The sequence below is a fragment of the Streptococcus sp. HMSC064H09 genome, assembly GCF_001812625.1.
Taxonomy (GTDB): domain Bacteria; phylum Bacillota; class Bacilli; order Lactobacillales; family Streptococcaceae; genus Streptococcus.
The window spans coordinates 150357-174359 of the sequence record NZ_KV809550.1; the positions used below are offsets into that span (position 1 = coordinate 150357).

Below are 24003 nucleotides of genomic sequence, written 5' to 3' on the forward strand. Positions count from 1 at the left end.
GGCGATTTTTCAACCTTGCTTCCTGGTATTACTGGACTAGGGGGAGCTGGTTTCCAAGCTAAGCCTGGTTTTATTCTTGAAAATGGAACCTACACGCCAGTGCAATTCATTTCAGACTTGGGACCAACCTTTGATTATAGCAACTACAATGCTTTCCCATTCTCATTAACAAAATAATAGGAAGAGGCTATCTGAAGAGGTAGCTTCTTTTTTGCCTCAACTCTTATCATTCATGGTCTCATTTCTGCTTAAAAAATGGTAGAATAGTTACATGCAAACAAAACCAACGTCAGCCTATGTGCATATTCCATTTTGCACACAAATTTGTTATTATTGTGACTTTTCCAAGGTCTTTATTAAAAATCAGCCCGTTGATGACTACCTACGGGCTTTGATTCGTGAGTGGGAGCTTTTAGATATCAAGGAGCTTCGCACCCTTTATATTGGTGGAGGGACCCCAACAGCTATTTCTGCCGAGCAATTGGACTACCTTTTAAGTCATCTTCAGAAAAACTTGGATTTGTCAAAGCTGGAGGAGTTCACCATTGAGGCCAATCCTGGTGATTTGACGGTTGATAAAATTGAAGTACTCAAAAAATCTGCTGTTAATCGGGTGTCTTTAGGGGTTCAGACTTTTGATGACAAGCACTTGCGTCAAATTGGTCGTAGTCACAATCAAGCACAGATTTACGAAAGTATTGATAGCTTAAAGGCTGCTGGTTACCATAATATTTCCATTGACCTCATTTATGCACTACCTGGTCAAACCATGGATCAGGTCAAGGAAAATGTGAGAAAGGCACTGGAACTGGATATTCCACACCTAAGTCTCTACAGTTTGATCTTGGAACATCACACGGTCTTTATGAATAAGATGCGTCGGGGTAAGCTCAATCTGCCAACTGAGGATTTGGAAGCAGAGATGTTTGACTATATTATCCAAGAGTTGGAAAAAAATGGTTTTGAGCATTATGAGATTTCCAACTTTACCAAACCTGGGATGGAGAGTCGTCACAATCTCATGTACTGGAATAATGATGAGTATTATGGTGTTGGTGCTGGAGCCTCTGGTTATGTCAATGGTGTTCGTTATCGCAATAGAGGACCTATCCAGCATTATCTAAAGGCTATAGCTGAGGATGGTCATGCTAGACTTCACGAGGAGTATCTGACTAAGGCGGAGATGATGGAGGAGGAGTTCTTCCTTGGTTTGCGTAAAAAGTCAGGTGTGTCTATTAAACGGTTTGAAGAGAAGTTTGGTTTGTCATTTTCGGATACTTATGGGGATATCGTGAAAAAACTACAGGAAGATGGGCTCTTGGTTAAGAATCCTGAGGTGGTTCGTATGACAAAACGAGGACTCTTTTTGGGAGATAGTGTCGCTGAGCAATTTATCTTGGAGGATTAGATGGGATTAAAATTTAGTATTCCTTATCAGATTCCGTTTTATGAGACGGATATCACGCATCAGGTGAAGTTACCACATTTATTGGCTTTTTCATTGCAAGTATCAGGTATGCAGTCAGAGTCTCTGGGTAATACGGATAAGGAAGTTTTTGATAAATATGGTCTAGTTTGGATTGTGACAGACTATGCGATTGAGATTGACCGTTTGCCTCGTTACAATGAAAAGGTGACCATTACAACGGAAGCCGTTTCCTATAATAAGATTTTTTGTTACCGTAATTTTTACATCACGGATGAGACTGGTCAACAAATCATGCTCTTTAAGACTACCTTTGCCCTTATGGATTATGAAACGCGTAAGGTAGCCGAAGTGCCAGATGAGGTGGTAGCACCTTATGGGGCTGATAAGATTAAAAAGTTGATTCGAGGGCCTCGCTATAAGGCTTTGGAAAATCCAATTGAGACGCTTTATCGTGTGCGTTATTTTGACCTAGACATGAATGGTCACGTTAATAATAGCAAGTACTTGGAGTGGATGTTGGATGTTTTCGATTTGGACTTTTTGACCAAGTATACACCAGCCCATATTGACCTCAAGTATGTTAAGGAAATTCATCATGGATCAGAAATTTATTCAGGTTACGAGTTTGACCAAGAAAGTTTGAGCAGTCAACACCAGATTTGTGTGGATGGCAATATTCATGCTCAGGCTATTATCCAATGGAAAGAAATAGGAGACGAGTAGGATGACATATAAAGGTTATTTGATTGATTTAGATGGAACTATTTACAAGGGGAAGGACCGCATTCCTGAGGGAGAAGCCTTCGTTAAGGAGTTGCAGAAGCGTCAGATTCCCTATCTTTTTGTGACGAATAACAGTATGCGTACACCAGAAATGGTCCAAGAACTTTTGCGTAATCAGTGCGAGTTGGAAACGCCTCTTGAGACCATTTACACAGCTACTTTGGCGACAGTTGACTACATGAACGATATGAATCGTGGCAAGACGGTTTATGTTATCGGTGAGACTGGGCTTAAATCTGCAATTGCGGAAGCGGGATATACGGTAGATGAGGAAAATCCTGCCTATGTTGTGGTGGGCTTGGATCGTGAAGTCACTTATGAAATGTTGGTAAAAGCAACGCTTGCTATCCACAAAGGGGCTATATTTATTGGAACTAACCCAGATTTGAATATCCCAACAGAACGTGGTCTTCTTCCAGGTGCTGGTTCCCTCTTGGCCCTTATTGAGGCGGCTACCCGTGTGAAACCAATCATTATTGGTAAGCCTAAAGCTATTATCATGAATAAGGCTCTTGAAATCCTTGGGACAGAACGTAGCCAAACTATTGTGGTTGGTGACAATTACTTGACTGATATTACAGCTGGCATTAAAAATGACTTTCCAACACTACTTGTGACAACTGGCTTCACCAAGGCGGAAGAGGTTGCAGGTCTACCTGTCAAACCAGACCACGTACTTGCTAGTCTATCGGAGTGGGATTTTGATGCGAACTAAGATTGAAGCTGTACTGACTCCGATTTGGCTCCTGGCCCTGTCTATCCTAGTGACGATTTATCTGGCATGGGGATTCTATTATTTTGATATTGATTGGATGCATCTTATGGATTATGTCATTATCGGAAAGACGGAGCTTTGGCATAATTTCAATGTCCTCATGCAGTACCTGACCTTTCCTTGGGTTGGTCATCTGGCCATGCCTGATTTTCCATCATCGGAGAGTGGGCTAAAGCATTTTCATGATGTGAAGTGGCTCTTTCATTTGGTACAGGGGCTTGTTATTCTACTGGCTTATCCCGCAGCAACTTCTCTCTGGCGAAATGTGAAGAAGGGCACCTTTGGTCTTTATCGTAGGCTTTATATGAGTCTAGTAATCTTGCCAGTCCTTATTGGGGTTGTGGGAGTTTTTCTCGGATTTGATGAGTTTTTTACGCTCTTTCATGAAGCCCTCTTTCCTGGAGATAGCAGTTGGCTCTTTAATCCAATCTTGGATCCGATTATCAATGTTTTACCAGAAGAGTATTTCCTTCAATGTTTTGTGATTTTCTTTATTATTTATGAGGGGTTGATGGTGAGTTTGACCTGGTTGGCCCATAAGCAGCTTACAATGTATTTGAAAAATAAGGAGTAGTTATGTCTATTCGTGATAACCATTTGCATACCCATCATTCCTATGATTCGGAAGCGAATTTTACTGATTATTTGACACATTTTGATGGTGAGATAGTAACGACTGAGCATTATGATCTCTCTAATCCTTATACCAAACAGGACGATGTGCCCGAGTACGAGGCTTATAGTCACGAAATCGAAAGTCTTAACCTCAAGTATGGCAATCGTATTAAACGTGGCATCGAGATTGGTTATTATCAGCCTAGGGAAAAGGATATTTTGGCCTTTTTGGATGGGAAGGACTATGATCTCAAGCTTCTTTCTGTTCATCATAATGGCGTCAATGATTATCTTGATGATGAGGTGGCTGATATGGACAAGGCTAGCATTATTCAAGAGTATCTGGACAAGTTGGAGTACGCTATTGGTCGTGTGGACGCAGATGTTCTGGCCCATTTTGACTATGGTTTCCGACTTTTTGACGTGACTGTTGATGAGTTAAAAGCCTATGAGGAGCAGCTCAAACGCATTTTCCAGAAAATGCTTGCTAATGATTTGGCTTTTGAACTGAATGCAAAGAGTATGTATCTCTATCATCACGAAGATCTTTATCGTTATGCCTTGGGCCTTGTTAAGGATTTGGGATGTTGCAAGTATTCTATCGGCTCTGATGGGCATAAGTTAGAGCATTTTCGTCTGAACTTTGATAAGATTCAGGTGCTCTTGAGAGAATTTGATATTACTGAAGATATGATTATATAGCGAAGATGGCTTCAACTGAAGCTGTCTTTTCTTAAGCTAACCTTAAAGAAAAGGCTTGGTTGTGGGATTTATAGAAGATTTTAAGCTTTGCTTGTTATGCTAATTTCAAGCAAAAGAAACTTATGGTTTCTATCTTATCTTTCAAAATTGGAGGTTTTCTATGAAATTTCTCAAAAGGCATGCCTATGCCTTACTCTTTACCCTTTTTCTGATGGGGGCAAATGTCTACTCTCTCTTAAAGGTCTTTGTCATTCCCTCAGCAGTCTCAACGGTTTCAGCCAATACGACTAGCTCAAGCACATCTTCGTCGACAGCATCTACCAGCACTGGTAAGGTAACTAAGACAGATACGACCTATAAAGATGACAATATGGATATCAAAATCACAACGGGTAAAACCAGTGATACTACCTACTATGTGGCAGATATCAAGCTATCAAGTGCTGATTACCTTAAAACAGCTTTGGCGCAAAATACCTACGGGACTAACATCACCGACACGACATCTAGTATTGCCCAGCAAAATAATGCTATCTTTGCCATCAATGGTGATTACTATGGGGCTAATCAGTCAGGTTATGTGATTAAGAATGGGCAAGTCTATCGTGATACTGATCGAAACAGTGACTATGAAGACCTTGCCGTTTACTCAGATGGTAGCTTCAAGACCTTTAAGGAAAGCGATACAACGGCTCAAAAATTGGTTGATTCAGGTGTGGTGAATACCTTTGCCTTTGGTCCAACCTTGGTTGAAAATGGCAAGATAGCTGTATCGGAAAATGAAGAGGTTGGTCAAGCCATGGCTGACAATCCACGGACAGCCATCGGAGTCATCGAAGAGAGTGATGGCAGTGTGCACTATATTGTCATTGTCTCTGATGGTCGTACCAGTGAGTCGTCAGGATTGACTCTCTATGAAATGGCAGGGTTGATGAAATCCTATGGTGTGACGACAGCCTACAACCTTGATGGTGGTGGCTCATCAACCATGTATTTCAATGGTCAAGTCATTAACAAGCCAACCACAAACGGAAATAAAATCTCAGAAAGGGCGGTGAGCGATATTGTTTACATCGGTTACTAAAAAATCAGCCAGCAAACACTTTTTCACCTACATCGGTTTAACTATTTTTAGCCTAGTCTTTACCTTTGTCTATGAACGCTTTTCTTATGGCGAATCATCCATGTTTATGCGCATGATGTTCTTCGCACCATTGGCTGGAGCTTTGATTTATCTGCTAACAGGGATGGGAATGTCTTGGGTGAGAAATCGTGCCTCAAAACTTCTCTTTAATTCAGCCATCGCTGTTGTCGCTAGTGCTTGTTTAGTTAAAGGTATTGTTGAAGTCTCAGGACGTACAACTAGCGTGGACATGCCTTATTGGTATGTTGCTGCAGTGCTACTTTGTTTGAGTATTATGACAGGATTTATCAGACCTAGAAAATTGGCTTAACCATGAGAGCTTGGAGCTGTGCTTCAAGCTTTTTGTCTTGCTTTGAAAAATTATTTAGGATAAATATACAAATTATAGTATGAAGAAATGATTTCAATTTGGGAAATAGTAGAAAGAAATTGTCATAAAAAATAACTGAGCAAGATTTTTTGTGATAGGAATTTAGATAGAACGAGATCTTCTGTAGTGATGAAAGTACTTGAAAGAAGTGGTGTTTCCCAGTTAAGCTATCACACTCAGAAGTCTCTTTAGGGATCCACTTGGTTTGTAAAAAGATACCTCATCAACTTTTTATTTATTTGAACTCAATTTCACAGCAGTTTGTTTTGGCTATTAAATATACAATGATTTCAAGTTTTTATAAAAATATACAAAAAAGACTTGCTTTGTTCTAAATTTTCAGGTAAAATAAACTAAAATCAAAATCGTTGATAGAAAAAGTCAGATCGTTTCACAGAGAATGCGGGAAGCTGAGAACGCATGAGATCAAAGACGACACATTCTTGAGAGCGTATGCGAACTCTGGATGACAGTAGTGTACGACGGGTGGTTCCGTTAGAGACTGAGAGTTACAAGTGATACTTTGTGACTTCATGAGGAAGAGGGGGCGACCCCTGTTCGAATTAAGGTGGAACCACGTGCCAACGTCCTTGCAAAAGTTATTTTTGCGAGGACGTTTTTTGTTACACTTTTTTTAGAGTGTGTAGCGAGAAGTACACTTGGTTAGAGTCGAACAGAAAGGATAAACTATGGAAATCAAGGGATTACGAAAGATTGAACCCTATGTAGCGGGTAGTCAGCCTGCTGAGAAAAATATCATTAAGTTGAATACTAATGAAAATGCTTATGGACCAAGTCCAGCAGTTCATCAAGCTTTAGCATCCTTTGATGCCCATCAGTTACGAAAGTATTCGACTTTGGATCAAGCAGCTTTACGTCAGGCTTTGTCTGAACAGTTGGGTGTGCCTGCCGATCAAGTGATTATCGGAAATGGCTCAGACGATATCCTGTCAATGGCTTTCCTAGCTTTCTTTAATAGCGAGGAAGAAGTTTTGTTTCCAGATTTGACCTATGGTTTTTACAAGGTTTGGGCAGATTTGTACCATGTCCCTTTTAGAGAAGTGCCCTTGACTTCTTCATTTGAGGTTAATACTCAAGATTATCTGGTTGAAAATGGTGGGATTGTCATTACCAATCCTAATGCGCCAACAGGTATTTATAAACCGCTTGATCAAATTGAGGAGATTGTAAAAGCCAACCAGTCGGTAGTTGTGATTATTGACGAAGCCTATATTAACTTCGGTGGGGAGACGGCCTTACCGCTCCTAGAAAAGTATGACAATGTGTTTATCACTAGGACCTTTTCTAAGGATGCCTCCCTTGCTGGTTTGCGTGTCGGTTACGGCATAGGAAGTCCTAAACTAATGGCTGTGATCAATGCTGTCAAGAATTCAGTCAACCCCTATAATGTGGATAGCATTGCGGAAGTCTTGGCGACTGAAGCGGTTAAGTCCTGGGACTACTATGAGGACACTTGCGCAAAGATTATGGCAACACGTGACTGGTTTAGCCAAGAATTGCAGGCGATTGGTTTTGATATCCTACCTTCAAAAACAAATTTTGTTTTGGTCAAACCTCACGGAGTGACTGCAGGTCAATTGTTTGACTACCTCCAAAGTAAGAAAATTTATGTCCGTTATTTTCCAAAAGTGGAGCGTATTTCAGACAGACTACGCATTTCTATTGGGACGCAGGATGAGATGGAGCGCGTATTAATGACAATACAGGAGTTACAAGCATGAAAAAAACGACATTAGCCTTAGGAATGCACGATAAACTTTTCAAACGTGCCCGTACCATGTATCAGATTGAACACCGTATCTGTGACTTGTTGATGACAAAGGGCTTTCTTCGGATTGAGACACCAACCTTGGAGCATTTCGAAGTCTTTAGTGATCTTGTGGACAATGGAAACTATAATTTCTTTGACAAAAATGGAGATCTTGTTAGCTTACGTCCTGATATTACCAGCCAAATTGGGCGTGTGATTGCTTCGACACAAGTTCATACACCAATTAAATTTTCTTACTCTGGAAAAGTCTTTAACTACAATGAGGAGATGCGTGGCTTGTCTAATGAGCATACGCAGGCTGGTGTGGAAATCATTGGTTTTCCAGTTCATCAAGCATTGGAAGAAGCAATAGCTTCTGCTAAAGAGGCTCTAGATGTTGCAGGGGTCAAAAATTACAAGTTTGAATTTTCACATGCCCGCCTCCTACAACTCATTTTTGAAGAATTAAACCTTCCAGCTGTAAAAGAAGCAGAGTTGGCGGCCTATATCCGTGATAAATCGATCACCGGTCTTAAGGAGTTTACCAAAGAAAATCCAAGTCAATATGACAAGGTCTTGGAGCAGTTACCCTTCTTGTTTGGTGAGACAAATGCTGTCCTGGCCAAGGCTAGACAGTTAACAGATAGTGAAGCCTTTTTGACGGCCTTGGATAGTTTGGAAGTTTTAACTAATCGTTTATCAGATAGTCTCCCAGAGACGACGCTTGATTTGGCTCAGTTGCCAGCAGTGCCTTACTACACGGGCATGATGTTTAAGGTCTTCGGTGACAAGGTACCAGATGCCTTTGTATCAGGTGGCCGTTACGATAAACTATTTGAACGCTTTGGAGCCACCGAGTTAACAGCGGTTGGCTGGGCCATTGATATCGACTCAGTTTATCAAGCAGTACATGACGATGTAGAATTTGGAGGTGACTTGGATGACTAGCAATCAAATCACAATTGCCTTGACCAAGGGACGTATTGAGAAAGATACGGTTAAATTACTGGAAAAAGCTGGCTTTGATATGTCTTTCATGGCCGATAAAGGACGTAATTTGATTTTCGAGAGTCCTGACAACCGGTTCCGTTTTCTCTTGGTCAAAGCTCCAGATGTGACTACCTATGTTAGACACGGCGTCGCAGATATTGGGATTGTCGGTAAGGATGTTTTGGTCGAACATCCGACAGGCTATTTGGAAATGTTAGACCTTAATTTTGGTCTTTGTAAATTCTCTGTAGCATCAACAGAAGACTATAACCCTGATGACCATAAGCGTAAACGTATTGCGACCAAGTATCCAACCATTGCGACAGATTATTTTAATCAAAAGGGTGAGGATGTCGAGATAATTTCGATTCAAGGGAGCGTTGAGATTGCCCCCGTCATTGGTCTAGCAGATGCCATTGTTGATATTGTAGAAACAGGGAATACCCTTGTTGCAAATGGCCTAAAAGTTTATGAAGATATTTGCCGTATTTCAGCACGAATGATTGTGAACAAGGCTTCTTTGAAAAATAACAAGGAAGTCCTGCCATTCATTCGCAAGATTGAATCACTTGTAGGGAACGAGGAGGTACCGTTCGAATGAAACGATTAACTGGAACAAATAAAGAAATTGCTGAGCTTCTTTATCAGGAGCAATTGGAACTTTCAAAAGAAAATAGAGACGTTGAAAGCACGGTTCAAGCCATTATTGAGGATGTCAAAAAACGAGGAGACGAGGCCCTTCGTGACTATTCAGCTAAATTTGATAAGGTTGACTTGACTGATTTTGAAGTAGGACAGGACTTGATTGATCAAGCCTTTAAAGAAATTGATCCAGAGGTTTACCAAGCCCTAGTTAATGCCAAAGAAAACATTGAATCTTACCACAAGCATCAGTTGGAGGCTGGTTTTGAGGACCAACCAAGTGAGGGTGTTATTCGTGGTCAATTGATTCGTCCCATCAATCGTGTAGGTGTTTATGTGCCTGGAGGAACTGCGGCTTATCCATCATCAGTTCTTATGAATGTCATCCCTGCTAAAATTGCTGGGGTTAAAGAGATTATTATGATTACGCCGCCACAAGAACACTTTGTTCCTGCAATTCTAGTAGCCGCAAAATTGGCTGGTGTGGATAGCATTTATCAAGTTGGTGGGGCTCAAGGGGTTGCGGCCTTGGCTTTTGGTACAGAAACGATTCCAAAGGTTGACAAGATTACAGGTCCCGGAAATATTTTCGTGGCAACTGCTAAGAAGCAAGTTTACGGTATTGTCGGTATTGATATGATTGCAGGACCATCAGAAATCGGTGTTATTGCTGATAGTAGCGCTAATCCAACCTATGTGGCAGCCGATCTCTTGTCTCAAGCAGAGCACGATACACGTGCACGCGCCATTTTGGTAACAGATTCTCAAGCCTTGGCTGATGCAGTTGAAAGTGAAATTGAACGTCAACTCAAGCTTTTGCCACGTGAGGCGATTGCTCGTCCATCTATCGAAAATAACGGCCGAATTATTATTGCCAATGATACAGATGCTATGTTTGAACTCATGAACTTGGTTGCGCCAGAACATTTGGAAATTGCTATGGACAAGGCCTATGATTATCTCGAAAAAGTGGAGAATGCTGGTTCCGTCTTTCTTGGTCACTTTACCAGTGAACCAATTGGTGACTACTATGCTGGTGCCAATCACGTTCTTCCAACGACAGCAACCAGCCGATTTTCATCAGCTTTAGGTGTGCACGATTTTGTCAAACGTATCCAATACACGCAGTATGACAAAGCAGCAGTCAATAAGGCTCAACATGATATCACAACCTTGGCTTACGCGGAAGGTTTGCAGGCCCACGCTAAGGCTATTGAAATCAGAAACGACAATAATTGAGAGAGTAGAGGAAGAAGTTATGAGACAAGCAGAAATTGAACGTAATACCTTTGAAACCAAAATTAAGTTAAGCCTCAATTTGGATGCTCAAGAACCAGTAGATATTCAAACAGGTGTCGGATTTTTTGACCACATGTTGACCTTGTTTGCCCGTCACGGCCGTATGTCTTTGGTGGTAAAGGCTGATGGCGACCTTTGGGTTGATAGTCACCACACCGTTGAAGATGTCGGTATTGTCCTTGGTCAAGCTCTTAAAGAGGCCTTGGGCGATAAAGCAGGTATTAACCGTTATGGAACGGCTTTTGTACCTATGGATGAAACCCTCGGAATGGCAAGTTTAGACTTGTCTGGACGTAGCTACTTGGTCTTTGATGCTAGTTTTGATAATCCAAAATTGGGTAATTTTGACACAGAATTGGTAGAAGAATTTTTCCAAGCCTTGGCTTTCAATGTTCAGATGAATCTCCATCTCAAGATTCTCCACGGAAAAAACAATCACCACAAGTCAGAAAGTCTCTTCAAGGCAACAGGACGTGCCTTGCGTGAGGCAATCACAGTCAATCCTGACATTCACGGCGTAAACTCGACAAAGGGGATGCTATGATTATCGTCATTGATTACGATGCGGGCAATACCGCCAATGTTCTGCGGGCCCTTGAAAAGATCGGTGTGACTGCAGAATTGTCTGCCGATAAAGAAAAAATCTTAGCTGCAGATGGTCTGATTTTACCTGGTGTGGGTGCTTATCCAACAGCCATGGCAGAGCTTGAGCGAAGAGGCTTGGTAGCTGTTATCAAAGAGGCCGTAGCAAAGGGAGTTCCACTTTTAGGAATCTGCTTAGGCATGCAGATTTTAACGGAAAAAGGGCTGGAACATGAGGAAACAAATGGTCTTGGTTTTATTCCAGGTGTTTGCCGTGCTATTCCTGCTAGCAAGGAGCAGCCTGTCCCACATATGGGGTGGAATGATTTGGCTGTTAAGCAAGCCAGCCCTTTGACAGATGGTTTAGACGGCCAAGCTGTCTACTTCGTTCACAGTTATTTCACGGATGTCCCTAGCCAATATATTGATGTTACCGCAGATTATAGTATCGAGGTGCCAGCCATGATCCATAAAGACAATGTTTATGGTGCCCAATTTCATCCTGAAAAATCAGGGGATATTGGCTTAGGTATTCTTGAAAAATTTGCAGGTTTATGTAAAGCCTAGAAGCTAGTGAGAGCAAAGACTTTTTAGTTAGAAAGGATGGTAGGGGAGATGCAAATTCTACCAGCAATTGATATTAAGGATGGACAGGCTGTTCGTCTCTTCAAAGGAGATTTCAACCAACAAACCGTTGTCAATCCAGATGTTATTGAGCAGGCAAAGACCTTTAAGAATGCTGGCATTCAATTTATTCACGTTGTCGACTTGGATGGTGCCCTTGATGGTCGTGCCACTAATCGTGACTTGATTGCAGAGGTCAAGAAGGTTTCTGGACTTGGCATCGAAGTTGGTGGCGGTATCCGTACCTTGGAGCAGATTCGTGATTATTTGGCAGTCGGCATCGACCGTATCATTATCGGTTCAATGGCCGTTAAGAATCCTGATTTCGTTCGAGCAGCTTTAGAGGAATTTGGTGCCGATAAAATTGTCGTAGGTATTGATGCCAAGGCAGGGTTTGTCGCTACTGAAGGCTGGTTGGAAACCAGCAATGTGGACTATATTATCTTGGCCAAGGAAATGGAAAAGATGGGCGTAACCCTCTTTGTCTATACTGATGTTGATCGAGATGGCACACTGACAGGACCCAATCTTGATCACTACAAACGTTTGGTATCTGAACTCACAACCGCCAAAGTCATCGCTTCCGGTGGGATTGCAGAAGTAGCCGACTTAGATCACCTACAAGAGATTGGTGTGGCAGGAACCATTGTCGGTAAAGCCTACTATAACGGCAATATCACTTTAGACCAGCTCAAGTCTTTCGGAGGTTAATATGCTTAAAAAACGTATTATTCCTTGTTTGGATGTCAAGGACGGTCGTGTTGTTAAGGGGGTTAATTTTGTGAATCTGACAGATGTTGGTGATCCTGTTGATTCTGCACATGCTTACTATGAGGCTGGCTGTGACGAACTCGTTTTCCTAGATATCACAGCGACTTCAGACAATCGTGAAACAACGGTTGACATGGTGCGACGCGTTGCCGATCAGGTCTTTATTCCTTTCACGGTTGGTGGTGGTATCCGTTCAGTTGAAGACATGAACAAGATGCTTAAAGCCGGTGCTGACAAGGTTGCGGTCAATTCCTCAGCCCTTGCCAACCCGCAACTAATCGCTGATTGTGCTCAAAAATTTGGCAACCAGTGTGTAGTCGCTGCGATTGATGCCAAAAAGATGGCTGATGGGAGCTGGCATGTTTTTGTGGCGGGTGGCCGTAAGGATACAGGTAGGGACCTCATCCAATGGGCTCAAGAAGTCGTCGCCTTGGGGGCTGGAGAAATTCTCTTAACCAGCATGGACAAGGACGGCACTAAGTCTGGTTTTGATTTGGAAATGCTAAATCGTGTGGCGGAAGTCGTTGATGTTCCTATCATCGCTTCTGGTGGTGCGGGAAATATTGAGGACATTGTAGAGGTCTTTGAAAAGACAACAGCGACGGGTGCACTGGCAGCCTCTATCTTCCACTTTGGTGAGGTAAATATAGGCGAAACCAAACAAGTCTTGGCAAATGCAGGAATTGAGGTGAGACGATGACAGAGGTTAAACTTGATTTTGATAAACAAGGGGGACTTGTACCAGTCATTGTGACCGATTACAAGACGGGGCAGGTGCTCATGTTGGCCTATATGAATGAGGTGTCCTATCAGTTGACCCTAGAGACCAAACAAATGCATTACTGGAGCCGTTCTAGAAATGAGCTTTGGCATAAGGGAGCCACATCTGGTCATTTCCAACATGTTAAAAGCATCAAGACTGACTGTGATCAGGACACCTTGCTTATCGCCGTTGAACAAGAAGGAGCAGCCTGTCATACAGGAGCCTACAGCTGTTTCTTTACGGATATATATGATGACAATCAAGATAGATAGGAGTAGCTATGTTAGAAACACTTTATAAGGAAGCCTTAGATCGTAAAAAGAATCCCAAAGAAGGGTCTTATACCAATTACCTTTTTGACAAGGGGCTAGACAAGATTCTTAAAAAGGTTGGCGAAGAAGCAACAGAAGTTGTGATCGGAGCCAAAAATGCTGATAAAGAAGAAATTGCCAACGAGACAGCAGACGTCCTCTATCACCTAGCAGTCATGCTCGTTGAAACAGGGGTCAGCCCTGAAGACGTTGAAGCCGTACTTAAAGCACGTCAGGGCAAGCAAAGCAATGTCCATGACCGAAAAGAAGTAACGGATTATTGAGGATTATCTCAACTGATTGAGACTAAAAAGAAAAGCCTGAAGTGATGATTCAGACTTTTTTGCTAGAGGAATTCTAATGATTTTGTCCCTCTAACTACCATGAGAAAGCGCTTTAAAATGCTATAATAAAAGTGAAGAAAGCTCGTTTTATTTGAAGGATTTGGTGTGCTTATTTATACAAATCATTGAGGAAAGGAAGGATGTCTTATGAAGAAACTAAGTCCTTATATCATAACTCTTTCTCGTTTAGCTATTCTCCTCCTCTGTTCTAGTCTTTTAGTTGGTTGTACAGGAGCACTGCCAAATTCTTACTCAAAAGCCAGGGAAAAAACGCAAAAAATCTTGGCTCATAATGGTTTTAAGGGGAAGGTCCAAGTTAAGAATATCAAAAAGGTGTTTCTAGATTCAGATGGTATTTATGTCGATTATACCTATTCAGAGGAAACCTACGATAATCAAACTATATCATTAGATTCAAAAATTACTTTTAACCTGGACTGGACAGTTAATGGTGAAGAATATAAGACTCCTGGTCTATACTCGGAAACCTATTTACAACAAAAATCTGTAAAAAAAGAAGAGCAAAAACTCTTCAAGGAACTTAAAAAGCAATCTTTAGACCTTGATATTGAAGAATTCTCCTTCAGTGATAATACTTTGATAGATCAAGAAGCTAATAATCGTAAAGCTCATTTAGCTGAAGAAAACCGTAAAAATGGGAAGAATGATTTTTATGGGTATTATCAAATTCCCTACCAAACAATGATTGATGAACACCTTGTCACTATGAGAATAGAAGTAGGCGATACAGAAAATACTAGTAAGAAAGATTTAGAAGAGGCAGTAACTAAACTGGATGCTAGCAAGCTGCCAGACGGAGAGTACGAATTTTATTTTTTCTCAACTCATGAAGATAGTAGTGATTATAACAAGGACAAGTACATCCACTACACTTTTATCGTACAAGATGGTAAGGTTATCCCATATGAATATGATTAGCAGATATTTTACTTTCTGCCGATAATCTCGCACTCCATACTGGCGGCATAGAAGTATAGGCTATAGCTAAGTGAAAATGTTAACCTCAAAACATACAAAAACATCTCCGAAAATCAGTTGGAGATGTTTTTTTGTATTACAAATTCTTTTTCTTTTTAGCTTTTTTGGTTAGAGCCAGGTCACAATTTTCAATATTTGAGATAAGGTGATTAGTCAATTGGAAGTCATCCACTTGGGGATTCAAGTCCACTTCATAGACCAGTTGCATGCTTTCGCCTCCACCTGTGGTGTTAAGGGAAATCAAGTCACACTCGCTAGTGAAATTGAGCAAGGCTTTAGTGATTTTTTGATCAATCAAGTCTTGGTAGGAGACGTTAATGGTCAGGAGTCTACGACGTTGGTTGTCGGTACGACTTTGACGATTTTCCAAAAGGAGCCAAACAGCCAATAGAAAGGCGGTGAAGAGGACGGCCAGTAGCAAATAGCCTGTTCCAGATGCCAGACCGATAATCATGGCCATGAAGACGGCGATTAGCTCCCTGGAACCACTAGTCGCTGATCGAAAACGAATCAGACTAAAGGTCCCCGCCACGGCGATAGAGGTCCCCAAACTACCATTGACAAGGAAGATAACTAGGGTCATCAAGCATGGCAGTAGGGTCAAACTAATGACAAATTCTCTGGTGTAGAGGGTTCGATATTTGTAAGTCCAGGTCAAGGCCAAGCCTAAAACAAGGCTGACCAGTAAGGCCAGCATGAGTTGAAGGGGACTTGCAGTTGCGGTTGCATCATTAAAGATAGAATTGAAGAGATTAGACATAGGCAGCAGCTCCTTTTTCTTGAACTGGATGTGGCCTGTAATCTAGACCTTGAGACTTATGATAGGCACAGCTGTATTTTGAGAATTTCTGCTCTTCCAAACCATGTTTGTCTAAGATAGCTTGAAGCCAGTCTGGCTTTTGACCAGGTGCCTTGATTTCCATGATAATCGTATCTTCATCAAGAAGGGGAAACCCATGATTTCCCTTGAAGAGACTGACGTCTTCATCACGGTAAGTCAGATTTTGGTCTAGGGTCACACGAACTTTATTGTAGGCATAGCCTTGGATAGTCTCTTTTTCTTTCATTGAAAAACGGTCGTAGTAGATATACATACGAGGTTTGAGACCTTCATCATAACGCTGACGTAAGTGGTGAATATCCTGTAACAGCTGACGATCGGTGATTTGACCATCATTTTTACCCTCTGTCATCAAGTTAGTGATGGAAAGGGGTGTTGAAACGAGACGAAACTTATGACCGATTCCCTCCTCATCTTTAGCTTTGACCTCTAGAAAGACCTTGCTATCACTTTTGGGATTGGCTAGGTAGGTACGCATGCGGATTTTCTCTTGACGATGATTACCATCAAGGGCATCTTGGATGACATCAAAATTATCCGTATCAAAGTAAATATTTGAAATGGTAGATGTCGGATAATCATCCTCTACCAAATACTCCTTAAGATCAGCGAGCAGGTCTTCAAGATTTTCCTTTGAGACCACATATTTTGTTTCAATACGTTTAAAACGTGTTTCCAATTGTTTAACCATGAAAAAACTCCTTTTATAGATAAGATACAAAGCCGTAAAACAACTCTCAGGAAAATAGGGAGACCAGCCGCAGGAGTTTATCTCCAAGCAGGGCCCATCTTTTCCCCCGAGTTGTAGGCGAGTTCAATTAGATAAGATTCAAAGCCTTCACTTTAAGATTTGGCTTTTATTTTTGTAGTAGAAAATTAAGTTGAGGGCAAATGTACTATTTTATATAGTACTTACTTGCTCGCCTATTAGTCTATGGAACTTTTCTGAAAGAAGGCCTAAGCCAAACTTTCACCAAACTTAACTTAAGAAAAGTTTTAGCTAACCTTCAGAAATGTTTTAGCTAAGTCCCGTAAACTGTAATCATCAAAACGAACCCGAGAGGAAAAAAAGATATGAAATCAAAAAAACTAAAAAATTGGACGACTTTAGTAACCTGTGCGACAGCCCTAACAGTCATGACAGCTTGTAGCCAATCAAACAGTCAAGCAACGGGGACGACGTCAAGCACGACATCAAAAACAAGTGCTGTAACCGCAACAACTAGTAAGAAAACGACTAATAACAACAGCAACTATTTCACTTCAAAAGACTCGGACACATCTTATGATGAAAGTTCTGCCTCTAAGATTAAGTTATCAGGCTCATCTGCGGATGTTTCAGGTGATGGCGTAACGGTATCAGATTCAACCGTAACCATCTCCAAAGCTGGGACTTACGTCATTTCTGGAAAATCTGATGGTGTGCAAATCAAGGTGGATGCTGGGGATTCAGATGATGTCCATATTGTTCTAGATGGTGCTACCATGACAAATACAAAGGCACCAATCAACGCTACAAAAGCTGGGCATGTCTACCTAACGCTTAAAGATGGAACCACTAGCACCCTCTCTGATTCAAGTTCTAATAGTGATGAAGATGCGGATGCCGTGATTTTCTCTAAGGGAGATTTGACCATTAATGGGTCAGGTACTCTTAACATTGATGCCAAGAAAAACAACGGTATTAAAGCAAACGACAGTCTTCATATAACAGGCGGTACCTACAAGATTACTTCAGTTGGTGATGCCTTCAATGTCAATGATGAACTTAATATCACAGGAACAACCATGACCATTGAAGCGGAAGAAGATGGCGTTAAGGTCGACAATGATGACGACACATCGGTAGGGACCATGTATCTGTCTGACAATACCATGACTATCAAGGCTGGTGACGATGGTATTCATGCCTCTGGTGACCTGATTATTGATAGCGGTACTTACAAAGTTGAAAAATCAACCGAAGGTATTGAAGGTAAATCTGTGACTATTAATGGCGGAAATATCGATGTCTATGCGACAGATGACGGTATCAATGCTGCTAATAGTAATGCCAGTCAAAGTGAGATTTTCTTCAAGATGACAGGTGGAACTCTTAATGTCGAGGTTGGTCAAGGTGACACAGACCCAATTGATTCAAATGGTGATATTACCGTTACGGGTGGAACGATTAACTTAACCGGTCAATCTGGCTTTGACTTTGACGGTTCAGCGACCTATACCGGTGGTGACATTACTATCAATGGTGAAAAACAAACTAAGATTGAAAACTCAATGCCTGGTGGGGGTGGCCCTCAAGGTGGTGGTCCCCAAGGTGGTGGGCAACCAGGTGGCTTTAGCGGAGGTCACTAAAGAATCATAGGATGAAACAGAAAGGAAGTGCCTATGTATATTATTATTCCAGCTTATGAACCAGACACTCGCCTGATTCAGGTGGTTCAAGATATTACCATAAAACTCCCTAAAGCCCGTATTATTGTTGTCAATGATGGGAGTGGACCACGCTATAACGACTATTACGACGAAACAGCCCTTTTTGGAGCTACGGTCCTTAAACACCCGATTAATAAAGGAAAAGGAGCCGCTCTAAAGACTGCTTTCGCTTATATCCAAGAAGAAGTGGTCAGCCAACATCTGTCTGCTCAACCTATAGTAACAGTTGACAGCGATGGTCAGCATCTGATTAAGGATATTGTCCGTGTAGCCAAGGCGACCGAGGAAAATCCAAGTCATCTTATCTTGGGTGCGCGTGCCTTTGTTGGTAAAGTGCCAGCACGAAGTCGCTTTGGAAATAAAGTGACTGCGGGGCTTTTCCGTCTAGTAACAGGTCAGAAGGTAACGGATACCCAGACGGGGCTTAGAGGCATGTCAACGGACCTGATTCCATGGTTGCTTAATCTAGATGGCAATCGTTTTGAGTACGAGTTTAACATGTTGCTTGAAGCCAAAAAGTCAGGTCACCAAATCTCTGAAGTCCCAATCGAGACCGTTTATCTGGAGGAGAATAAAAGCTCGCACTTTCGGCCCATTCGTGATTCCATCCGTATTTACAGCCCTTTTTTAAAGTTCTCTGGCACGGCTGTCTTGGCCTCAGTCATTGATGCAACCGCCTTATTTGTGCTCTTTGCCTTAACGAAAAATCTCCTCCTTTCGGTCGTGCTAGCTCGAGTGATTTCGGCTTCCAGCCAGTGTCTACTAAACGCTAATGTGGTCTTCAATCCGACAAGCTCCCTCTTTAGATCAAGTGTTCGCTACTTTATGTTGGTCTTGGTTCTCTTAGCTTGTAACTATTTCTTACTTAGCAGCTTAGTGGCTATTGGTTTGGGACTGGTTCTGGCAAAATTGGTCACAGAAACCTTGCTCTTTTTAGTCAGTTACAGGGTTCAACATAACGTGGTTTTTGCTTAATAGCTGGCTTGAAAATTGCCAACTGATTGCATAGAGATAGCTTAATCAGTGACTTCTAAAAACTTTCCTAAAAAATAGAAAAAGACTACCGTTTTCTAGATTCGGTATTTTTTAATATTTGTCAAAATATTTTTCAATTTACATTATGATTAAAAAGTTAAAAGGTCTGATAAAGTTTCCAAATACTTGAAAAAAATATGCTATAATGAAATTGTTTGAATTATGTAGATTTCATTCAAACTAGGAAAATGAAAAGAGGACCTAAAATGGGAAAAAAGGTACATTATAAGCTTCACAAAGTTAAGAAGCAGTGGGTGACGATTGCCGTCACTTCGGCAGCACTTGCCACTATCGTAGGTGGTGCTACAGTTGCCAATCAAAAGGTTTCAGCCGATGAAACAACTCAACCAGTTGCCTCTACGACAGCTGAAAGCGATGTTGTCGTTGAAACGCATGAAGTAGCTGCTCCTGCAGCGACTGCTACGACAGATGCGACAGCAACAACAACTGACAAGGCTGCTGATACTGCAACGGTCGAAACTCCTGCGGCAGTAACCACTGCAGCAGATACAAGTGCTAATACGGTGGCACCAGCAACAAGTGATCGTGCAGCAGTAGCAAATGGTGCGACAACAGAAGCACCAGCTGCAACTGCGACTGCGACAGATACAACGCTTACAGTAGCTGAAAAACCAAAATCTGGCGTTACTGAAAAAGAAGAAACAGCAGCACTCTCTTTGGACAACATCAAACAAGTTGATGGTAAATACTATTATGTCAAAGAAGATGGTTCATACAAAACAAACTTTGCTGTTTCAGTTAATGGCCAGTTGCTTTACTTTGGTAAAGATGGTGCTTTGACAAGCACATCAACACACTCGTTCACACCAGGTACAACTAATCTAGTTGATGCTTTCTCTTCACATAACCGTGCTTACGATTCTAAGAAAGAAAGCTTTGAGTTGGTAGATGGTTATTTGACACCTAATAGCTGGTACCGTCCAGTCACTATTTTGGAAAATGGTGAAAAATGGCGTGTATCAACTGAGAAAGACTTCCGTCCACTTTTGATGGCATGGTGGCCTGATGTAGATACACAAGTTGCCTACCTCAATACTTTCTCTAAACACTTTAACCTTAACGCAACTTATTCAACCAGCCAAAGTCAATCTGAATTGAATGCAGCTGCTAAGACAATTCAAATTAAGATTGAACAAGAAATTTCAGCTAAAAAATCAACTGAATGGCTTCGTCAAGCAATTGAGTCTTTTGTAAAAGAACAAGACCAGTGGAATACTACAACTGAAAACTATACCCTTGCTGACCACCTTCAAGGGGGAGCTCTTCTTTATGTCAATAATGACAAGACACCTTGGGCAAATTCTGATTACCGTTTGCTTAACCGTACACCAAGTAACCAAGATGGTTCTCTAAATGGTACAGGAAGATACTTGGGTGGTTATGAATTCCTACTTGCCAATGACGTTGATAACTCAAATCCAGTTGTGCAAGCTGAGCAGTTGAACCAAATTCACTATCTTGTGAACTGGGGATCAATTGTTATGGGTGATAAGGATGCTAACTTTGATGGTATCCGTGTTGATGCAGTTGACAATGTCGATGCTGACCTTCTCCAAGTTTATACAAACTACTTCCGAGCAGCCTTTGGTGTGGATAAATCTGAAGCCAATGCACTCGCTCACATTTCTATCCTTGAAGCTTGGGATTTAAATGATAATGCTTATAATCAAAAACATGATGGTGCAGCCCTTGCCATGGATAATAACCTTCGTTATGCAATTATGGGTGCACTTTATGGATCGGGCTCTTCATTGAAAGATTTGATTACTAGCAGTTTGACAGACCGTACAAATAATAGTAAGTATGGAGATACACAAGCTAACTATATCTTTGCGCGTGCTCATGATAACCTTGTTCAAGATATCATTCGTGATATTGTTCAAAAAGAGATCAATCCAAAATCAGATGGTTATACCATGACTGATGCTGAATTGAAACGTGCCTTTGAAATCTATAATGAAGATATGAAGAAGGCAGAAAAACGTTATACTATTAACAATATTCCAGCTGCCTATGCTTTGATTCTTCAAAATATGGAGCAGGTAACTCGTGTTTATTATGGAGATCTTTATACGGATAACGGCCAATATATGGCTACCAAGTCTCCTTACTACGATGCTATCACAACGCTCTTGAAGAACCGTATGAAATATGTTTCAGGTGGACAATCGATGAAAGTCGACACGTTCAATGGAAAAGAAATCTTGTCATCTGTTCGTTACGGTAAAGATATTATGACTGCTGACCAAACTACGGGTGTAGCAGAAACAAGTAAACATTCTGGTATGTTGACCCTTATTGCCAATAATCAGGATTTCTCATTGGGTGATGGTACTTTGAAAGTTAACATGGGTAAACTTCATGCTAACCAAGCTTACCGACCATTACTTCTTGGTACTGATAAGGGAATTGTCACTTACGAGAATGATGCGGCAGCAGCTGGAAAAATTAAATACACTGATGCTGAAGGGAACTTGACTTTTAGTGGAGATGAAATTAAGGGGTATCGTACTGTTGATATGAGAGGTTATCTTGGTGTATGGGTACCAGTAGGTGCACCTGATAACCAAGATATCCGTGTTAAAGGTTCAGATAAGAAACTTGACAAGACATTTTCTGCTACTGAAGCATTGGACTCACAAGTTATCTATGAAGGTTTCTCAAACTTCCAAGATTTTGTTGAAAAAGATAGCCAATATACTAATAAATTGATTGCAGAAAATGCAGAACTCTTCAAGTCATGGGGAATCACATCATTCGAGATGGCTCCTCAATTTGTATCGGCTGATGACCGTACCTTCCTTGATTCTGTTATCCAAAATGGTTATGCCTTTACTGACCGATATGACCTTGCCATGAGCAAGAATAACAAATACGGTTCTAAAGAAGATCTTCGTGATGCCCTTAAGGCGCTTCACAAGCAAGGTATTCAAGCAATTGCTGACTGGGTTCCAGATCAACTTTACCAATTGCCAGGACAAGAAGTTGTAACAGCAACACGTGCTAATAGTTATGGTACTCCAAAGGCCAATGCCTATATCAATAACACTTTATATGTTGCAAATTCTAAATCATCAGGTAAGGACTTCCAAGCTCAATATGGTGGTGAGTTCCTTGATGAGCTCCAAAAGAAATATCCACAGTTGTTTGAAGATGTGATGATATCAACTGGTAAGAAGATTGATCCATCTGTTAAAATCAAGCAATGGTCTGCTAAGTACATGAATGGTACTAATATCCTTGGTCGTGGTAGTCGTTATGTTCTCAGTAACGATGCTACTGGTCGCTACTATCAAGTTACTGAGAATGGCATCTTCTTGCCAAAACCTTTGACAGATCAAGGTGGTAAGACAGGTTTCTACTATGATGGTAAGGGTATGGCCTACTTTGATAATAGTGGTTTCCAAGCTAAGAATGCTTTCATTAAATATGCTGGAAATTACTATTACTTCGATAAAGAAGGTTATATGTTAACTGGTCGTCAAGATATCGATGGTAAGACTTATTTCTTCTTGCCAAACGGTATCCAGCTTCGTGATTCTATTTATCAACAGGATGGTAAATATTATTACTTTGGTAGCTTTGGTGAGCAGTACAAAGATGGTTACTTTGTATTCGATGTACCGAAAGAAGGTACTTCAGAAACAGAAGCTAAATTCCGTTATTTCTCACCAACTGGAGAAATGGCTGTTGGCTTGACTCATGCTGGTGGAGGATTGCAATACTTTGATGAAAATGGCTTCCAAGCTAAAGGTACTAAGTATGTTACTCCAGACGGAAAACTCTACTTCTTCGATAAAAATTCAGGTAATGCCTACACAAATCGTTGGGCTGAAATCGATGGTATCTGGTATGAATTCAATGATCAAGGCTATGCACAAGCTAAGAAGGGTGAATTCTACACAACAGATGGCTCAACATGGTTCTACCGTGATGCAGCTGGTAAAAATGTGACAGGTGCTCTTACTTTGGATGGTCACGAATACTACTTCCGTGCAAATGGTGCCCAAGTTAAAGGTGAATTTGTTACTGAAAATGGCAAGATTAGCTACTACACTGTAGATAATGGTTACAAGGTTAAAGACAAGTTCTTCGAAGTAAACGGCAAATGGTACCATGCTGATAAGGATGGTAACCTCGCCACAGGTCGTCAAACAATTGACCACCTTAACTATTACTTCAATGCTGATGGAAGCCAAGTCAAATCTGATTTCTTCACTCTTGATGGTGGTAAGACATGGTACTATGCCAAAGATAATGGTGAAATCGTGACAGGTGCCTATAGCATTGGCGGTAAAAACTATTACTTCAAAGAAGATGGTAGCCAAGTTAAAGGTGACTTTGTTAAGAATGCTGATGGTTCACTTTCTTACTATGATAAAGATTCAGGGGAGCGTCTCAATAACCGTTTCTTGACAACTGGTAACAATGTTTGGTACTACTTCAAAGATGGTAAGGCTGTAACAGGACGCCAAAATATCGATGGTAAAGAATATTACTTTGATCATTTGGGACGTCAAGTTAAAGGTAGCCCAATCAGTACACCAAAAGGAGTGGAATACTACGAATCAGTTCTTGGAGAACGTGTGACAAACACATGGATCACTTTCCAAGACGGTAAGACTGTCTTCTTCGATGAAAATGGTTATGCTGATTTTGATAAATAATCAATCAATCTAATCTTAATCTGAGAGATTAAGTGAAAAACGATATGATTTGACATGAATTTATAGGTGAAATTTCTTGAAAACGAGAATCG

General features: G+C 41.1%; 23 protein-coding genes. 21 read left to right on the top strand and 2 right to left on the bottom strand.

Going from position 1 to position 24003, the window contains the following annotated elements; translation table 11 throughout:
- The first annotated feature begins 271 nt into the window (after positions 1 to 271).
- The 18 genes from hemW (at position 272) to HMPREF2867_RS00840 (ending at position 14854) form a co-directional block, all read left to right on the top strand.
- A complete protein-coding gene (gene hemW / locus HMPREF2867_RS00755; protein ID WP_070575022.1) occupies positions 272 to 1408 on the top strand; it encodes a radical SAM family heme chaperone HemW in 1137 nt (378 codons plus the stop codon).
- On the top strand, positions 1409 to 2152 hold the full coding sequence (locus HMPREF2867_RS00760) for an acyl-ACP thioesterase domain-containing protein (protein ID WP_070575025.1): 744 nt from the start codon (positions 1409 to 1411) through the stop codon (positions 2150 to 2152).
- Between the two features lies 1 nt (position 2153).
- On the top strand, positions 2154 to 2927 hold the full coding sequence (locus tag HMPREF2867_RS00765; RefSeq protein WP_070575028.1) for a TIGR01457 family HAD-type hydrolase: 774 nt from the start codon (positions 2154 to 2156) through the stop codon (positions 2925 to 2927).
- A complete protein-coding gene (locus tag HMPREF2867_RS00770) occupies positions 2917 to 3561 on the top strand; it encodes a TIGR01906 family membrane protein (protein WP_070575029.1) in 645 nt (214 codons plus the stop codon). Before HMPREF2867_RS00765 ends, HMPREF2867_RS00770 begins: the two co-directional genes overlap by 11 nt.
- An 8-nt stretch (positions 3562 to 3569) precedes the next feature.
- Positions 3570 to 4304 (top strand): PHP domain-containing protein, encoded by a 735-nt coding sequence (locus HMPREF2867_RS00775; protein WP_070575123.1) that lies wholly within the window; start codon positions 3570 to 3572, stop codon positions 4302 to 4304.
- 160 nt (positions 4305 to 4464) lie between these two features.
- Positions 4465 to 5388, top strand: coding sequence for a phosphodiester glycosidase family protein (locus HMPREF2867_RS00780; RefSeq protein ID WP_070575032.1), 924 nt, complete (start codon positions 4465 to 4467; stop codon positions 5386 to 5388).
- Positions 5369 to 5758, top strand: coding sequence for a hypothetical protein (locus HMPREF2867_RS00785; protein ID WP_070575035.1), 390 nt, complete (start codon positions 5369 to 5371; stop codon positions 5756 to 5758). Before HMPREF2867_RS00780 ends, HMPREF2867_RS00785 begins: the two co-directional genes overlap by 20 nt.
- A gap of 749 nt (positions 5759 to 6507) precedes the next feature.
- Positions 6508 to 7560, top strand: coding sequence for a histidinol-phosphate transaminase (gene hisC, locus HMPREF2867_RS00790; RefSeq protein WP_070575038.1), 1053 nt, complete (start codon positions 6508 to 6510; stop codon positions 7558 to 7560).
- Complete coding sequence (locus HMPREF2867_RS00795; RefSeq protein WP_070575041.1) at positions 7557 to 8537, top strand: ATP phosphoribosyltransferase regulatory subunit; 981 nt, start codon at positions 7557 to 7559, stop codon at positions 8535 to 8537. Before hisC ends, HMPREF2867_RS00795 begins: the two co-directional genes overlap by 4 nt.
- Entirely contained in the window at positions 8530 to 9180 is a 651-nt protein-coding gene (gene hisG, locus HMPREF2867_RS00800) for an ATP phosphoribosyltransferase (protein WP_021144333.1), read from the top strand. The genes HMPREF2867_RS00795 and hisG overlap by 8 nt, the downstream gene beginning before the upstream one ends.
- Entirely contained in the window at positions 9177 to 10460 is a 1284-nt protein-coding gene (gene hisD / locus HMPREF2867_RS00805) for a histidinol dehydrogenase (RefSeq protein ID WP_070575043.1), read from the top strand. Before hisG ends, hisD begins: the two co-directional genes overlap by 4 nt.
- A gap of 19 nt (positions 10461 to 10479) precedes the next feature.
- Positions 10480 to 11064 carry an imidazoleglycerol-phosphate dehydratase HisB gene (gene hisB / locus HMPREF2867_RS00810; protein ID WP_008534357.1) on the top strand — a complete coding sequence of 195 codons (585 nt, stop codon included), beginning with the start codon at positions 10480 to 10482 and terminating at the stop codon, positions 11062 to 11064.
- Positions 11061 to 11669, top strand: a complete 609-nt coding sequence (hisH, locus tag HMPREF2867_RS00815) for an imidazole glycerol phosphate synthase subunit HisH (protein WP_070575044.1) — start codon at positions 11061 to 11063, stop codon at positions 11667 to 11669. The genes hisB and hisH overlap by 4 nt, the downstream gene beginning before the upstream one ends.
- A gap of 48 nt (positions 11670 to 11717) precedes the next feature.
- A complete protein-coding gene (gene hisA / locus HMPREF2867_RS00820) occupies positions 11718 to 12437 on the top strand; it encodes a 1-(5-phosphoribosyl)-5-[(5-phosphoribosylamino)methylideneamino]imidazole-4-carboxamide isomerase (protein WP_070575046.1) in 720 nt (239 codons plus the stop codon).
- A gap of 1 nt (position 12438) precedes the next feature.
- Positions 12439 to 13197, top strand: a complete 759-nt coding sequence (hisF, locus tag HMPREF2867_RS00825; RefSeq protein ID WP_070575048.1) for an imidazole glycerol phosphate synthase subunit HisF — start codon at positions 12439 to 12441, stop codon at positions 13195 to 13197.
- Positions 13194 to 13532 carry a phosphoribosyl-AMP cyclohydrolase gene (hisI, locus tag HMPREF2867_RS00830; RefSeq protein ID WP_008534361.1) on the top strand — a complete coding sequence of 113 codons (339 nt, stop codon included), beginning with the start codon at positions 13194 to 13196 and terminating at the stop codon, positions 13530 to 13532. Before hisF ends, hisI begins: the two co-directional genes overlap by 4 nt.
- 8 nt (positions 13533 to 13540) lie before the next feature.
- Positions 13541 to 13855, top strand: coding sequence for a phosphoribosyl-ATP diphosphatase (gene hisE, locus HMPREF2867_RS00835; RefSeq protein ID WP_002884043.1), 315 nt, complete (start codon positions 13541 to 13543; stop codon positions 13853 to 13855).
- 207 nt (positions 13856 to 14062) lie between these two features.
- Positions 14063 to 14854 carry a hypothetical protein gene (locus HMPREF2867_RS00840; RefSeq protein WP_070575050.1) on the top strand — a complete coding sequence of 264 codons (792 nt, stop codon included), beginning with the start codon at positions 14063 to 14065 and terminating at the stop codon, positions 14852 to 14854.
- A gap of 136 nt (positions 14855 to 14990) precedes the next feature.
- On the opposite strand, the gene HMPREF2867_RS00845 is transcribed toward HMPREF2867_RS00840, so the two are convergent.
- Both HMPREF2867_RS00845 and HMPREF2867_RS00850 read right to left on the bottom strand, forming a co-directional pair.
- The gene (locus HMPREF2867_RS00845) at positions 14991 to 15674 is read right to left on the bottom strand and encodes a DUF4956 domain-containing protein (protein ID WP_070575053.1); all 684 of its coding nucleotides are present in this window, start codon (positions 15672 to 15674) and stop codon (positions 14991 to 14993) included.
- Positions 15667 to 16446 (bottom strand): polyphosphate polymerase domain-containing protein, encoded by a 780-nt coding sequence (locus tag HMPREF2867_RS00850; protein WP_070575054.1) that lies wholly within the window; start codon positions 16444 to 16446, stop codon positions 15667 to 15669. The genes HMPREF2867_RS00845 and HMPREF2867_RS00850 overlap by 8 nt, the downstream gene beginning before the upstream one ends.
- 383 nt (positions 16447 to 16829) lie before the next feature.
- Between HMPREF2867_RS00850 and HMPREF2867_RS00855 the strand changes: the two genes are divergently transcribed.
- The 3 genes from HMPREF2867_RS00855 to HMPREF2867_RS00865 all read left to right on the top strand — a co-directional run bounded on the left by HMPREF2867_RS00855 (position 16830) and on the right by HMPREF2867_RS00865 (position 23911).
- Complete coding sequence (locus tag HMPREF2867_RS00855) at positions 16830 to 18107, top strand: carbohydrate-binding domain-containing protein (protein WP_070575057.1); 1278 nt, start codon at positions 16830 to 16832, stop codon at positions 18105 to 18107.
- Positions 18108 to 18140: 33 nt separating this feature from the next.
- Positions 18141 to 19163 carry a glycosyltransferase gene (locus tag HMPREF2867_RS00860; protein ID WP_070575059.1) on the top strand — a complete coding sequence of 341 codons (1023 nt, stop codon included), beginning with the start codon at positions 18141 to 18143 and terminating at the stop codon, positions 19161 to 19163.
- A gap of 266 nt (positions 19164 to 19429) precedes the next feature.
- A complete protein-coding gene (locus tag HMPREF2867_RS00865) occupies positions 19430 to 23911 on the top strand; it encodes a glycoside hydrolase family 70 protein (RefSeq protein ID WP_070575062.1) in 4482 nt (1493 codons plus the stop codon).
- The last annotated feature ends 92 nt before the right edge of the window (positions 23912 to 24003 follow it).